This window comes from endosymbiont 'TC1' of Trimyema compressum, from assembly GCF_001584725.1.
Lineage (GTDB): Bacteria > Bacillota > TC1 > TC1 > TC1 > TC1.
Genome location: NZ_CP014606.1, coordinates 1,388,423 through 1,402,363, shown reverse-complemented (window position 1 = coordinate 1,402,363; position 13,941 = coordinate 1,388,423). Strand labels below are relative to the sequence as shown.

Sequence of the window (13,941 nt, the reverse complement as noted above, 5' to 3'; positions counted from 1 at the left end):
TCACACAATGACTTCTAATTAAAATAGTGTTGGATTTTCAAGGAACTTACTATACACTATCCTCTATTTTAAATGGAGTTAGTAGTAGTGCACCTGAAACTCAATTATTATCGGGAGGAGAAACAGGACAAAAATAGAACATCATGGAAGAGACAGGGATACATTTAAAGAATGGGATACAGAGAAGGGGGGCAGGAAATTGAAACATTAATGACAGACTATGAAAAGCTTATACTTAAAAAAGTGAAACTCAAGTGGCATTGTTTTAAAAAATGGCTTGCTTAAAATTTGCAATATAGTTTAGGATAGAGTTGTAAAAATCTAAAAATTATACTATTATTAGATTAGGCGCTGTTTCATTAAGAACGACTATTTAAGGAGGAGTAATAATGAAAATTCATTCGATTTTTCCAGATAAATGGTTTGCTAAATTAATAATGACAACATTAAAAAAGGAATCAATAGATTCAGAGGTGACAAAGGAAGACCTGTTGCCCATAGCAAAGCTTCAAGGGTCAAATCACTTCATTAAAGATATTACAGGTATTGGCTATTTAACTAATTTGGAATATGTAAAATTTAAGCTACAATCATATTAAAACATTTCCAGAGGAAGTAAGGCGACTACAGCATTTGAAAACATTGGATTTAGCTCATAATCATTTGAGTGAAATGCCAGAATACTTATTTACAATGAAGCATTTAGAAAATTTAGACTTATTTGATAACAAAATAAAAGAAGTTCCTGATGAAATAAAACAATTAAAGTATTTAAGAACACTAGTATTAGCATTTAACCATATTCATCAAGTTAGTGATTGTATTTCAAGCTTAGATGAATTAAGAGAATTGAATTTGACCCACAATCGCTTAAAAGAGATGCCTTTAGGATTCTATAAAATAAGTAATGTTAAGCGGGTATTATTAGCGAATAATGAATTAACTGAATTTGAGTCAGCTTTAGGGAGTTTAACTGAATTGAAGCGTCTATCAATTAGTAGAAACAAGCTAAAGACATTACCGGATAATATAGGAAATCTTAAAAAATTAGTTGAGTTCGATGCTGATGAGAATAAGCTGGAAATTTTACCTAATACTATTGGAGACTTAGAGTCATTAGAGGTTTTACATATGCGGTTAAATAAACTTACGGAATTACCTGACTCAATGGGTCAAATAAAGTCCCCGAGAGAGCTGGATGTGGATTACAATTATATAACGGAAAGTCCTGTTTGGCTAAAACAATTACCTCATTTGAAAAATTTATTAATTGATCATAATCCCCTTGATGATTAAAATGAAATTAAAGAGTCATTCATTTTTGAATGACTCTTTTTGTATGATTTATATAGTATAATTATTGTTTTTTCATTTTTCTTCTAAAAACGAGAACTGCAAATATAAAGGTAACAATACTATAGCCTAATACCCACCAAAGATGGGGGGAGATTAAATTGAAATCACCTTTTAAAGGCTCCTCGTGTTGCTTCTACAGCATGAACAAAAGGTAATAAGTAGGCAATATCTCTAAAAAGTCCGCCTACAAGATTTAAATCAAACCAAGCGCCACTTAACCAGGCTGTTAAATTTGTTAATAGGGCGCCACAGACGCCTCCAACTTGTTTATCATTAAAAAACTTCCTGCCAGTAAGCCAATAGCAATAAAAAGAAAAGCAGAAGGAAGGAGTATAATGATTGCCCATAAAATATTTATGGAAAATGTTAAGCCTAAAAATAAAGAGACTAAAAAGCAAATGGTGCTTTGCATAATTGCTATAGGGATTAATGGAAATGCATAGCCTCCAATAAAATCAGTTGAGTGTAAAGGTGAAGCAAATAAACGGGTTAAAAAAGAAGAACTTCTATCTTTAGCTATTAACATACCAGAAAATAATGAGATAAAAGAGAGACCAAAAACAGCTACTCCAGGAGCTAAGTTAACGATTTCAAATAAGTTTATTGGAATATTGCTTTGAATGGCTGATAAAAGTAAGAGTATTACAATAGGAAAACCAAGTCCAAAAGCTAAATTTATTGGGTCTCTTAAAATTTCTTTGCGATTTCTGCCTGCAAATATTAACAATCCCATTTGAGTACCTCCTGTCCAGTGGCTAAATTTATAAAAGCATCTTCAAAATTCTTAGTTCTGGTTTTTGTAATAAGCTCTTTGACAGTACCATTAGCCATTAATTTGCCTTTTAACATAATACCAAATGCGATCTGAAAGTGCTTCAGCTTCTTCTAGGTAATGAGAGTCGTTAAGATAATGGTAACATGGTCTTTTAAAGCACTAATGGTTTGCCATAGTTCTCTCCTTGCAACTACATCAAGTCCTAAAGTAGGCTCATCTAAGAAAAGTATTTGAGGTTTTGTAATGAGTGCCATAGCAATACTGAGACGTCTTTGCATTCCTCCAGAAAGTATTTTAGCTTTGTCTTTTGCAATAGCTTCTAATCCAAGTATTTTCATTATTTCCAATGTTTCTTTTTTGCAATCTCTTTTTTACTTCCATAAATACCTGCTATAAATATTAAATTTTCAGATACAGATAAATTAGGTGCAATAGCTGTTTCTTGTGGTGATACATTAATTTTTTGCTTGACTTCATGGGTTTGTGTAAGGATACTGTTGCCTAATAAGACTGCATCTCCTGCCGTTGGCTTTAACAAACAACAGAGCATTTTAATCGTAGTTGTTTTTTCGGCTGCATTCTGACATAGTAATGAAAAAAGCTCCCCTTTTTTAATGGACAGTGTCAATGAATCTACAACAGTTTTTTGTCCATAGGTTTTTGTTAGATTCTTAATTTCAATAGCATTCATTTTACTCAGCCTCTTCAGGATTGTTTTTAGCGCAAAAAAATTTCTTTTGCAAATGTTTCATAGGTTGCAAATTTTTGAATAGCAATACCTTGATTAATATCTGCTAGAAGTATTAGCGTTTCTCCTGTTTCAATATTAAACATGTCCCGGACTTCTTTAGGGATTACAATTTGTCCTTTTGAACCTACTTTAACTGAGCCCATAAATTTTCCATCTGGCGTTTTCATCATGGCAATAATCTCCTTTTCCTTTGTGTATGAATAGTAATACTTGTATAACTTGTTAGACTGATTATACTATAATGCTTTAGACATAGCAAGTAATCTAACTAAAAAATATAAATAGAAAAAATAATTAGAATTTATGCATTAATACATGAATAATATGCATATCTAAAGTTATAAAAGGAATATTATACTAAAATATTGACTTTATTATACATAAAGATGTATAATAAGGGGTATATAAAAATGGAGGAGATTAACTGTGAGTAAAAAGGTAAAAGTAAGTATTTATGGGGCAACTGGATATGCAGGAATGGGTTTGTATCAGGGTCTAAAATACAGAGATGACATTAAAATTGCCCATTTGATTTCTAAAAGCGCTGCAGGAAAATTGTATAGAGAAACAGTTGGGGCTTTTCAGGGTATTGCTGATGAGCGTCTTGAAGCTTTAGATGGGGAACAGGTTGTTAGAGATTCTGATGTTATTTTTACTGCTTTACCTCATGGTCAATCTATGGAATTAGCTTTGGAAGTTAAAAAACAAGGTAAGATGCTAGTGGATCTAGGTGCTGACTTTCGTTTAGAAGAACAAGCTCTTTATGAAAAGTGGTATCAAGTAGACCATGTTGCACCAGAATTGTTAGATGAAGCTGTTTATTCTATACCAGAACTTCATCGAGGAAAAATTACAAAAGATACTTGGCTAATTGCAAATCCTGGCTGTTACCCAACCAGTATACAGCTGCCTTTAGCGCCATTATTGGAAGCAGGCATCATAGAAGAAGACTCTATTATTGCTGATGCTAAATCAGGTGTAAGTGGAGCTGGTAGAGCGCCAAAACTATTAACCCATTTTTGTGAAGAAGATGAAAATTTATTAGCTTATGGTACGGGGAAACATAGACATAAGCCAGAAATGGAAAGTCATTTGACACCTTTTGGTCATAAACCAGTCAAAATTTTATTTTCACCTCATTTAGTGCCAATGACAAGAGGTATCTTTAGTACCATTTATTGTCAACTGAAAAATAAGGCATTTAAGGAAGACGAGATTAGAGATGTTTTAATTAAGCATTATCAAAATGAAGCTTTTGTTAAAATTTTAGATAAAGGTGTATTGCCTACAACAAAATGGGTTTTTGGCACTAATTTATGTCATATTAATGTTGTTTTAGATGAAGACGCTGGTGTCTTAGTTGTATTGTCAGTTATTGATAATTTAGGGAAGGGTGCTAGTGGACAGGCAATTCAAAATATGAATATTTTATTTGGCTTAGAGGAAACAAAGGGATTGTTAGCAGCCCCTGTTTTCCCTTAGATTTAAGAGAGGAAGATAGAGAATGGAAGAATTTGACAATCAGTATGGCATTGTATTTCCTAAAGGATTTAAATGCGGTAGCATTCATTCAGGTGTTAAAAGAAGAAAAAAAGATTTAATGTTAATTTATAGTGAATTACCTGCTGTTGCCAGTGGTGTATTCACCCAAAATAAAGTGAAAGCAGCCCCTGTTGTTTTAACTCAGAAAAAAATTGCTGGTGGTAGTATTAGAGGTATGGTTGTTAACAGTGGTAATGCCAATGCTTGTACAGGTAAAAAAGGCTATGGTGATGCTGAAACAATGTGTCAAGTTACAGCAGAGTCCTTGGGCTTAAAGGATGAAGAGGTATTGGTAGCTTCAACAGGTGTAATTGGTGTTCATTTACCAATGGAGATTATTGTTGAGGGGATTAAGAATTGTAGTGGGCTTTTAGGAGATAGTAAAGATCATGGTGAAGATGCTGCTGAAGCTATCTTAACGACAGATACATTTCCAAAATCTTTTGTGAGAGGTTTTGAATTTGAAGGTAAAAGCTGTTATCTGGGGGGGGTTTGTAAAGGTAGTGGGATGATTCACCCTAATATGGCTACAACGTTAGGTTTTGTAACTACTGATATTGCCATTGAAAAAGGGCTTTTAGATGAAATGCTAAAAGAAGCTATTGATAAAACGTTTAATTGTATTACTGTTGATGGGGATACAAGTACTAATGATATGGTTATTGTAATGGCTAATGGCGCCAGTGGTATTCGCAAAGTTGAATCAAAAGACGATGAACTTTATGATATTTTTAATGATAGATTAGTTAATATTTTAAATGAAATGGCTAAAAGTATTGCGAGAGATGGGGAAGGGGCTACTAAGTTTATTGAAGTGCGTATTGATGGTGCAAAAAATGAAGAAGATGCTATGAAAGCTGGTAAGTCTGTAGCTACCTCTAGTTTAGTTAAGACAGCTGCTTTTGGTGAAGATGCTAACTGGGGTAGAATTTTAAGTGCTGTTGGTAATGCTGGTATTGACTTTAAACCTGAAGAAACCAATATCTATATTGGCAGTAAACAAGGGGAGTTTTTAGTTTGTGAAATGGGTCAAGGACTATCCTTTGATGAAGATAAAGCTAGAAAAATTTTAAAAGAAAAGGATATTTACTATCTCGTGGAAATGGGAGAAGGCAAAGGAGATGCTATTGTTTATACATGTGACTTGTCATATGATTATGTGAAAATCAATGGCAGTTACAGAAGTTAGGAGATATTATGGATAATAAATATGAAACAGCCAAGAAAAAAGCTGCTATTTTAGTAGAGGCTCTGCCTTATATTCAGAGCTTTCATGGCAAAATTGTAGTAGTGAAGTATGGTGGCAATGCTATGATTAATGAGGAATTAAAACAAAGTGTGTTTCAAGATATTGTTTTAATGAAGCTTGTTGGCATGAATCCAGTAATTGTTCATGGTGGTGGGCCTGAAATTACATCTATGTTAGAACGTTTAGGTAAAGAAACCCGCTTCGTAAATGGCTTGCGTTATACAGATAAAGAGGTTATGGAAATTGCTGAAATGGTTTTAGTAGGAAAAATTAATAAGGAAATCGTTGCAGGCATAAACTATCATGGTGGCAATGCTTTTGGTATGTGTGGCAAAGATGGTGCCATGATTGTGGCTGAAAAGTATTTTCAAACTATTTATAGTGATACGGGTGAAGAAGAGAAAGTGGATATTGGCTTTGTTGGTCAAATTAAAACTATTGATAAAACAGTTTTAGTAGACGTAATTGAGCAAGGCTATATTCTAGTTATTGCACCTATTGCTATTGGCGAAGATCAGGAAACTTACAATATTAATGCAGATTTTATGGCTGGAGAGGTTGCGGCTGCATTAAGAGCGGATAAGTTTGTTTTATTAACAGATACTGAAGGTATATACTCAGAAAATAGCAATGGAGATAAGACTATTTTCAATAGTCTTCATGTTGATGATATTAAGCAATTAATTCAGGGCGGGGTCATTTCGGGAGGCATGATTCCTAAAGTTGAGTGTTGTATCAATGCTTTAGACAAAGGGGTTAGTAAGGTTCATATTATTGATGGACGTGTGCCTCATTCTATTTTATTAGAAGTATTTACTGATGAGGGTATTGGCACTATGATTGTGAAATAGGAGAATATATAATGAATTTAATGAATACATATAAACCTTTTCCAGAAAAAATGGTTAAAGGTGAAGGGAATTATTTAATTGATGAAAATGGTAAAATATATTTGGATTTTCTCAGTGGTATTGCAGTTAATGCCTTAGGCTATGGTTATAAACCTTTAGTGGAGGCCATGATAGATCAAGTGGAGCAATTAATTCACTGTTCAAATTATTTTCAAACAGAACCTCAATTAAAGTTAGCGGAGCTACTGGTAGAAAATACTTGTTTTGATAAAGTGTTTTTCTCAAATTCAGGAGCAGAAGCTAATGAAGGTGCTATTAAATTAGCTCGGAAATATAGTGAAGGCAAGTATGGTAAGGAGAAGAATAAGATTATAACTTTTAAAGAGTCTTTTCATGGCAGAACTTTAGCTACTGTAAGTGCAACAGGACAAGACAGTTTTCATACCAACTTCTCTCCATTACCAACAGGCTTTGAGTATGCTATATTAAATGATATTGAAAGTGTAAAAGCCTTAGTTAATGAAGATGTGTGCGCTATTTTAGTAGAACCTATTCAAGGAGAAGGTGGACTAAATAGTTGTACTGTAGGGTTTATGAAGGATTTAAACCAATTATGTAAAGAACAGAATCTGCTTTTGATTTTTGATGAAATACAGACTGGATTAGGTCGTACTGGTAGCCTGTTTGCTTATGAATGGCTTGGTGTCGAACCCGATATTCTTACCAGTGCAAAAGCACTAGGAGGGGGATTACCATTAGGTGCTATTTTAGCTAAAGCTGAAGTTGCTGAAACTTTTGTACCAGGTGATCACGGTTCTACTTTTGGTGGCAATCCAGTTGCTTGTAGAGGAGGAATTGTTGTCCTTGAAACATTGCTATCTGATGGATTTATGGATACAATAAAAAAGAGAAGTGTTTATCTATCATCTGGTCTATTTGCTTTACAGCAAAAACATGAATCTATTTTAGAATTAAAAGGCAGAGGTTTAATGGTTGGCTTTTCCTTAGTTGATGATGGCTCTGATTTAGTGGCAAAAGCCTATGAAAAAGGCATTATTATTAATCAAGCTAAAGGTAATACAATGCGTTTCTTACCGCCTTTGACAATTGAAGAGGAAGAAATAGATAAATTAATTTTCTTATTAGATGATTTGTTAGAGGAAAGGGGCAATTAAATGAGTTTACTAGAAATGACAGGTTCTTTAAAAGGCAGAGACTTTTTAAGCCTGAAAGACTACACAAGTGAAGAAATTGTTTTCCTTTTAGATTTTGCTGATTATTTGAAAGGTAAAGTAAAAAAAGGAGAACCTCATGAACTATTAAAAGGAAAAACATTAGGGCTAATTTTCCAAAAAAGCTCAACTAGAACTAGAGTATCTTTTGAAGTTGGCATGATCCAACTAGGTGGCTATCCCCTATTTTTATCAGCTACTGATTTGCAAATGGGTAGAGGAGAACCGATTCGCGATACGGCTCGGGTTTTAAGTCGTTATTTAGACGGCGTTATGATTCGTACCTACAGTCATGATGATGTTGAAGAATTAGCAACTTATGCTTCTATTCCAATTATTAATGGTTTGACTGATGCTTTACATCCTTGTCAAGTTTTAGCTGATTTACAAACAATTAGAGAACATAAGGGACATAATTTAAAGGGTGTGAAACTGGCTTATATAGGTGATGGTAATAATATGGCACATTCACTAATGATTGGTGGTGCTAAAATGGGTATGGAAATAGTAATTGCTTCTCCAGGTGGTTATGAACCAGAAGAAAACTGGGTTCAGGTTGCTAAAAGTATTGCCAAAGATACAGGTGGAAAAATTATTGTTACTCCAGATATTGATGTTGCCAGTAGTCAAGCAGATGTTCTTTATGCAGATGTTTGGGCAAGTATGGGACAGGAAGAAGAAATGTCTGAAAGAAAAAAACATTTAAGCCAATATCAGATTAATGAAGAACTTCTGAAAAAAGCTGCAAAAGATGTAATTGTGATGCATTGTTTGCCAGCTCATAGAGGAGAAGAAATTACAGAAGATGTAATTGAAGGAAAACACTCAGTTGTCTTTGATGAAGCAGAAGATAGACTACATGCTCAAAAAGCTATTTTAGCTAATTTATTATAGAAAGAACGGGGAGGAATTAAAATGAAAAAAGTAGTATTAGCCTATTCAGGCGGTTTAGATACTTCAATTATTATTGCATGGTTGAAAGAAACATATGGTTATGAAGTAATTTGTGTAGCAGGAGATGTTGGGCAAGGAGAAGAGCTTGAGCCATTAAGAGATAAAGCAATTGCTTCAGGAGCATCTAAGATTTATATTGAAAATCTAACACAAGACTATGTAGATAACTATATATTCCCTACATTAAAAGCAGGGGCAGTATATGAAACCAAATATTTATTAGGAACAGCTACTGCTCGTCCTTGTATTGCTAAGCGTTTAGTAGAAATTGCGAAAGCAGAAGGAGCAGAAGCTATTTGCCATGGTTGTACTGGAAAAGGAAATGACCAAGTTCGTTTTGAGTTAACGATAATGGCATTAGCACCAGAAATGAAGATTATTGCTCCTTGGAGGATTTGGGATATTAAATCTCGTGAAGAAGCTATTGACTATGCTGAAAAAAGAGGAATTCCACTACCAGTAACTAAGAAAAATCTATACAGTATGGATAGAAATATTTGGCACTTAAGTCATGAAGGTATGGACTTAGAAGATCCTTGGAATGAACATCAAAAAGAGCTTTATCATATTGTTACGGCTCCAGAAGATGCACCTGATAAAGCAGAATATGTAACTATTGATTTTGAAAAAGGTATGCCTGTAGCTATTGATGGCAAGAAAATGGGCAGTGTTGAATTATTAACACTACTAAATGAAATGGGTGCAAGAAATGGTGTTGGCATTGATGATTTAGTAGAAAACCGTCTTGTAGGTATTAAATCTAGAGGCGTTTACGAAAATCCAGGTGGTCGAATTCTTTACACCGCTCATAATGATTTAGAATATTTATGTTTAGATAGAGATACCTATCACTATAAACAATTAGTATCTCAACGCTATGCTGAGTTAGTTTATTATGGACAATGGTTTTCTCCGTTAAGAGAAGCTTTAGATGCTTTTGTTAATGATACTCAAAAAACAGTAACAGGTACTGTTAAAATTAAACTTTATAAAGGGAATTGTACTATAGCTGGTAGCAAATCTCCATATTCACTTTATGATACTAATATTGCTTCATTTACGATGGATGAAGAACTTTATGATCACAAAGATGCAGAAGGCTTTATTAATTGCTTTGGTTTACCATTGAAAACGAGAGCCTTAAAGCTTAAAAAATAGGAGCTGAAAGAAGGGTTGTAATGAATGGATTAATACCTCGAGTAGCAGCTATTCATGATTTGTCAGGGTTTGGCAGATGTTCTTTAACAACTGCCATTTCTATTTTATCAGTTATGGGAATACAAGTATGTCCTTTACCTACAGCGATATTAAGTAGCCATTCTGATGGGTTAGGGGATTTTTCCTTTTTAGATTTTACACCATATATGAAAGATTTTATTCGCCATTGGCAAGAGATGGCTTTAGAATTTTCTTGTATTTACACAGGCTTTTTAGGTTCTTATGAACAAATTGAGATTGTTTCTCAGTTTATGGATGATTTTAAGACTAAAAAGGAGCAGCTAATTGTAGTTGACCCTGTTATGGGAGATGAAGGAAAACTCTATGTCACCTATACAGAAGAAATGGGCAGAGCTATGCTTTCTTTAGTTAAAAAGGCAGATGTAATTACACCGAATATGACTGAAGCCTGTTTTTTACTACAAAAGCCTTATGAAAATAAAGTTTATTCTCATAAAGAGGCAAAAGGGTTACTAAAAGAGCTTGCTGAATTAGGTCCTCATAAAGTTGTTGTGACTGGTGTTTCTTTACCTGAAGATAGTCATGGAAATTTAGGGTATGATAATGAAGAAGACTTATTTTTTCATGCTCCGATTGACTATGTGCCTGAAATTTACCCTGGAACAGGAGATATGTATGCCAGTGTTTTAACTGGAAGCATTATTATGGGTGAAGGTTTAGATGTAGCTATGGATAAGGCGACAGCTTTTGTAGAAGAAGCTGCAAAAGGTACCTATCAGAATCAGAGTTTTAATAAAGAAGGGGTTGCTTTTGAAAAAATACTAGGACATTTCTTTGCGGAACCCCATAAAAAAAAGGTTCATATATTTGAATAATAAGGAAGGATGATGGTGACAGTGGGAGATAAAAATCAATCTTTAAAACCTCAAGAAGTTGCAGACAGCTTGCAAATTGCCAAAAATACAGTTTATGAATTAATTAAACGAGGTGAGCTGAAAGCTTATCGCGTTGGCAATAAATTCAGAGTAGAGCCAGAAGAGTTGGCACGCTATAAGAAAATATCTATTGATGGTATAGCTGAAACTGTTGAAGAGGAAAAAGTTATTCAGCAGGGTTTTGTAATTTGTGGTCAAGATGTAATTTTAGATAGTCTTTCCAGTCATCTTTCACGACGGTGGGGAGACTCAGGTGTTACGAGCTTATGGTAGGTAGCTATAATGGGTTGTATGCCCTTTACAATAACGAGGTAAGTTTTTTTAGCACTGCTTCATTTATGGGATGGCGATACAGGAGCCTACAATGAACCTTATGTTCTTCGATTGTTACCAGGGATACCAGCTGTTATCTTTCGTTTAGTCAAAAGGAAACAAGGATTTTATGTAAAAAAGGTAATCCTCACAATATACATTCAGTAAAAGATATTTTAGATAAACAGTTAAGAATTATCAATAGAGAAAAAGGTAGTGGTACTCGGGTACTGCTAGATGAGCATTTGAGAAAATTAGGTGTGTTAGGGATCACTATTGAAGGCTATGACAGAGAAAGAACATCTCATCTAGCTGTAGCCAGTGCTATTGCCATGGGAGATGGCGATTGTTGGTTTAGGTAATGAAAAAGCAGCTCTTCAGGTAGCTGAAATAGACTTTGTGCCTCTCCAAACAGAAGCTTATGATTTAATTATAAAAAAAGAAGATCTTTCAAAGCCATTATTCCAAAAAGCTATTGAGATTATTCAGTCTGATGCCTTTAAAAAGGAAATAGAAGGATTAGGTTGCTATGATGTTTCAGAAATGGGGGGGGAATAGCTACAACATAAAAGAAATAATAGGGATTTGCATCTATAATGATGCAAATCCTTTTTTATTGTTATAGCAATTGACTAGTTATAGCTTCTCATTTACAATTAAGAATAAGGTTAGCATATACTAACCTTGAGTTTGTAGGTAATTCTAAAATGAATAAGAAAGCACAAAAAGCAAATTGTAAATGAAATGATTACTTTATACTGCAAAAAGAATCATGAATCTGAGAGGGTGTGTCCTGAGTGTAAAGAGCTTATGGCGTATTCTGATGTTAGGGCAGAATGCTGTCCTAACATAGAAGAAGACGTGTTTTGTAGTAAATGTAGTACCCAATGCTATAGCAAAGATAAAAAACAAGTAATGGGTAAAGTAATGAGATATGCGGGACCAAGAATGTTATTTTATCACCCTCTATTATTGGTGAGGCATATTTTTCAAAGAAAACAACAACGGAAAAACATTGAAAGGAACCAATTACCTACTATTTTATTGACTTTAACTACTATCTTAGATATAATTAGTAGTGCATTTTGTAAAGATTTTGAAAGCAAGAGCCCCGCTTCTAAGGTTTTTATAGAAACAAGAATAACGAAAACAACAAATAAGGAGGATTCCTATGAAAACATATATGGCAAAACCAGATTCTATTAATAGAAAATGGTATGTTGTAGACGCTGATGGTAAAAGATCAGGTCGTCTAGCTAGTGAAATCGCTTCTGTATTAAGAGGAAAACATAAACCTGAGTTTACACCACACTTAGATACAGGAGATTACGTAATTGTAATTAATGCAGAAAAAGTTGCTTTAACAGGTAATAAAGAAAATCAAAAACTATATAGAAGACATACTGGTTATACTGGCAATTTAAAAACAATATGCTATAAAGATATGATGGAGAAACATCCTGAAAGAATTGTTGAAATAGCAGTTAAAGGCATGGTTGCTCATAATAAATTAGGTAGACAAGTATTGGCTAAACTTCATGTGTACGCAGGTAGTGAACATCCACACCAAGCACAGAAGCCTGAAGTTTTAGAAATTAAAGGATAGGAGGTTTAGTCATGGTGGAACAAGTACGTTATTACGGTACGGGCAGAAGAAAAAATGCTGTTGCTAGAGTATATTTAGTACCTGGAAATGGACAAATTACTATTAACAACAGAGAAGTTAAAGAGTATTTAAATCAAGATATTTTAGTAATGATTGTTAAACAACCATTGGTTGTAACAGAAACTTTAGATAAATACGATGTAATCGCTAAAACAAACGGAGGCGGTGTTTCTGGTCAAGCAGGGGCAATTCGTCACGGTATTTCCAGAGCGCTTATTGAGGCAGAGGCTACTTTAAGACCTGCTCTTAAAAGGGAAGGTTTCTTAACAAGAGACCCACGTATGAAAGAGAGAAAAAAATACGGTTTGAAAAAAGCCAGAAAAGCATCACAGTTCTCAAAACGTTAATCAATCTAAAAGGTGGAGTAAGCTCCACCTTTTTTTATAAGCAATTTAAGGGAGTGGGTTATGAAAAAGAAAAGCATAGTGGCATTACTGGTTTATATTGCCTCTTTTTTATTAGTGAATATAGTTATTATTGGATTAGTGCATTATTTGAAACTTGATGAAGTAAGTTATTTACAGTGGAATGTTTTTTTACAGGTTGTTAGTTCCTTTTTACTTTTTATATTCTATGCTTATTATTTTAGAACATCTTTAAAGAAGGAATGGCAGATTTTTGTTCAGAAAAAAACATACAAACGTCTTTTCTTGTGGCTAATTGTATTTTATGGTTGTTCTATATTGGCAAATGTGTTAACAATGGCTATTGGAGCAGGAGTTAGTCAAAATCAACAGGTTGCTGAAACACTTTTGACAACAGTACCCTTAATTATGGTTATTGATGTCATTATTTTTGGGCCTTTTGTGGAAGAAATTATTTTTAGATTTGTTATTTTTAAGTTAGCAGGATTTCGCTTGAGAAGTGTTTTTATTAGTGTGCTTGTATTTGGTTTAGCCCATGTTATTATGGGAGGCGATTATTTAAATGTCATTCCTTATTTGTTTATGGGTGGGATTTTTGCTTGGTCCTACTATCGCACGAAAACAATCTGGTTACCCATTATTTTACATATGATTACGAATGCTTTAGGGGTTATTTCAATTTTTATGTTAAAGGGTATTTAATAGACTAAAAGAGATGGTTTTTAGTAAAAATATTTTAATATAATGTAAGCGTATACAATTTGCATATATAAT

14 protein-coding genes and 3 pseudogenes are annotated in these 13,941 nt (G+C 33.8%); 14 read left to right on the top strand and 3 right to left on the bottom strand.

The features are described from left to right. Nucleotides 1-389: 389 nt before the first annotated feature. A complete protein-coding gene (locus tag AZF37_RS08735) occupies nucleotides 390-599 on the top strand; it encodes an internalin N-terminal domain-containing protein (protein WP_088370441.1) in 210 nt (69 codons plus the stop codon). 34 nt (nucleotides 600-633) lie between these two features. Next, the gene (locus AZF37_RS08730; RefSeq protein ID WP_088370440.1) at nucleotides 634-1,296 is read left to right on the top strand and encodes a leucine-rich repeat domain-containing protein; all 663 of its coding nucleotides are present in this window, start codon (nucleotides 634-636) and stop codon (nucleotides 1,294-1,296) included. A gap of 61 nt (nucleotides 1,297-1,357) precedes the next feature. Here AZF37_RS08730 and AZF37_RS08725 read toward each other — a convergent pair. From AZF37_RS08725 to AZF37_RS08715, 3 genes and pseudogenes are all read right to left on the bottom strand, one after another. Next, nucleotides 1,358-2,089, bottom strand: a pseudogene (locus AZF37_RS08725) (ABC transporter permease). Further along, nucleotides 2,077-2,822: pseudogene (locus tag AZF37_RS08720) on the bottom strand (ABC transporter ATP-binding protein). Before AZF37_RS08720 ends, AZF37_RS08725 begins: the two co-directional pseudogenes overlap by 13 nt. Before the next feature lie 26 nt (nucleotides 2,823-2,848). Further along, nucleotides 2,849-3,052: an AbrB/MazE/SpoVT family DNA-binding domain-containing protein gene (locus AZF37_RS08715; protein ID WP_245611951.1), complete on the bottom strand. Its 204-nt coding sequence runs from the start codon at nucleotides 3,050-3,052 to the stop codon at nucleotides 2,849-2,851. A 256-nt stretch (nucleotides 3,053-3,308) separates the two neighbouring features. Here AZF37_RS08715 and argC point away from each other — a divergent pair, with 256 nt between their 5' ends. The 12 genes and pseudogenes from argC to AZF37_RS08660 all read left to right on the top strand — a co-directional run bounded on the left by argC (nucleotide 3,309) and on the right by AZF37_RS08660 (nucleotide 13,869). Beyond that, nucleotides 3,309-4,364, top strand: a complete 1,056-nt coding sequence (argC, locus tag AZF37_RS08710; protein WP_245611950.1) for an N-acetyl-gamma-glutamyl-phosphate reductase — start codon at nucleotides 3,309-3,311, stop codon at nucleotides 4,362-4,364. 22 nt (nucleotides 4,365-4,386) lie between these two features. Beyond that, entirely contained in the window at nucleotides 4,387-5,613 is a 1,227-nt protein-coding gene (argJ, locus tag AZF37_RS08705) for a bifunctional ornithine acetyltransferase/N-acetylglutamate synthase (RefSeq protein WP_088370439.1), read from the top strand. Nucleotides 5,614-5,621: 8 nt separating this feature from the next. Beyond that, nucleotides 5,622-6,524 carry an acetylglutamate kinase gene (argB, locus tag AZF37_RS08700; protein ID WP_088370438.1) on the top strand — a complete coding sequence of 301 codons (903 nt, stop codon included), beginning with the start codon at nucleotides 5,622-5,624 and terminating at the stop codon, nucleotides 6,522-6,524. Nucleotides 6,525-6,535: 11 nt separating this feature from the next. Then, on the top strand, nucleotides 6,536-7,699 hold the full coding sequence (locus tag AZF37_RS08695) for an aspartate aminotransferase family protein (RefSeq protein ID WP_088370437.1): 1,164 nt from the start codon (nucleotides 6,536-6,538) through the stop codon (nucleotides 7,697-7,699). After that, a complete protein-coding gene (gene argF, locus AZF37_RS10990) occupies nucleotides 7,700-8,650 on the top strand; it encodes an ornithine carbamoyltransferase (RefSeq protein WP_216634014.1) in 951 nt (316 codons plus the stop codon). Nucleotides 8,651-8,671: 21 nt separating this feature from the next. Beyond that, complete coding sequence (locus AZF37_RS10985; protein ID WP_216634013.1) at nucleotides 8,672-9,868, top strand: argininosuccinate synthase; 1,197 nt, start codon at nucleotides 8,672-8,674, stop codon at nucleotides 9,866-9,868. A 20-nt stretch (nucleotides 9,869-9,888) separates the two neighbouring features. After that, a complete protein-coding gene (locus tag AZF37_RS08685; RefSeq protein ID WP_088370436.1) occupies nucleotides 9,889-10,764 on the top strand; it encodes a pyridoxamine kinase in 876 nt (291 codons plus the stop codon). Nucleotides 10,765-10,773: 9 nt separating this feature from the next. Beyond that, nucleotides 10,774-11,694, top strand: a pseudogene (locus AZF37_RS13495) (substrate-binding domain-containing protein). A gap of 153 nt (nucleotides 11,695-11,847) precedes the next feature. Then, on the top strand, nucleotides 11,848-12,342 hold the full coding sequence (locus AZF37_RS13490) for a nitrous oxide-stimulated promoter family protein (RefSeq protein ID WP_425425469.1): 495 nt from the start codon (nucleotides 11,848-11,850) through the stop codon (nucleotides 12,340-12,342). Then, the gene (gene rplM, locus AZF37_RS08670; protein WP_088370434.1) at nucleotides 12,308-12,742 is read left to right on the top strand and encodes a 50S ribosomal protein L13; all 435 of its coding nucleotides are present in this window, start codon (nucleotides 12,308-12,310) and stop codon (nucleotides 12,740-12,742) included. Before AZF37_RS13490 ends, rplM begins: the two co-directional genes overlap by 35 nt. 14 nt (nucleotides 12,743-12,756) lie before the next feature. Then, nucleotides 12,757-13,149, top strand: coding sequence for a 30S ribosomal protein S9 (gene rpsI, locus AZF37_RS08665; RefSeq protein ID WP_088370692.1), 393 nt, complete (start codon nucleotides 12,757-12,759; stop codon nucleotides 13,147-13,149). 60 nt (nucleotides 13,150-13,209) lie between these two features. Next, nucleotides 13,210-13,869: a CPBP family intramembrane glutamic endopeptidase gene (locus AZF37_RS08660; RefSeq protein WP_088370433.1), complete on the top strand. Its 660-nt coding sequence runs from the start codon at nucleotides 13,210-13,212 to the stop codon at nucleotides 13,867-13,869. The last annotated feature ends 72 nt before the right edge of the window (nucleotides 13,870-13,941 follow it).

Bases quoted from the DNA above. Each gene is read 5' to 3' on its own strand.
- AZF37_RS08735 (WP_088370441.1), top strand. From the start codon at position 390: ATGAAAATTCATTCGATTTTTCCAGATAAATGGTTTGCTAAATTAATA.
- AZF37_RS08715 (WP_245611951.1), bottom strand. From the start codon at position 3,052: ATGATGAAAACGCCAGATGGAAAATTTATGGGCTCAGTTAAAGTAGGT.
- argJ (WP_088370439.1), top strand. From the start codon at position 4,387: ATGGAAGAATTTGACAATCAGTATGGCATTGTATTTCCTAAAGGATTT.
- argB (WP_088370438.1), top strand. From the start codon at position 5,622: ATGGATAATAAATATGAAACAGCCAAGAAAAAAGCTGCTATTTTAGTA.
- AZF37_RS08695 (WP_088370437.1), top strand. From the start codon at position 6,536: ATGAATTTAATGAATACATATAAACCTTTTCCAGAAAAAATGGTTAAA.
- argF (WP_216634014.1), top strand. From the start codon at position 7,700: ATGAGTTTACTAGAAATGACAGGTTCTTTAAAAGGCAGAGACTTTTTA.
- AZF37_RS10985 (WP_216634013.1), top strand. From the start codon at position 8,672: ATGAAAAAAGTAGTATTAGCCTATTCAGGCGGTTTAGATACTTCAATT.
- AZF37_RS08685 (WP_088370436.1), top strand. From the start codon at position 9,889: ATGAATGGATTAATACCTCGAGTAGCAGCTATTCATGATTTGTCAGGG.
- rplM (WP_088370434.1), top strand. From the start codon at position 12,308: ATGAAAACATATATGGCAAAACCAGATTCTATTAATAGAAAATGGTAT.
- AZF37_RS08660 (WP_088370433.1), top strand. From the start codon at position 13,210: ATGAAAAAGAAAAGCATAGTGGCATTACTGGTTTATATTGCCTCTTTT.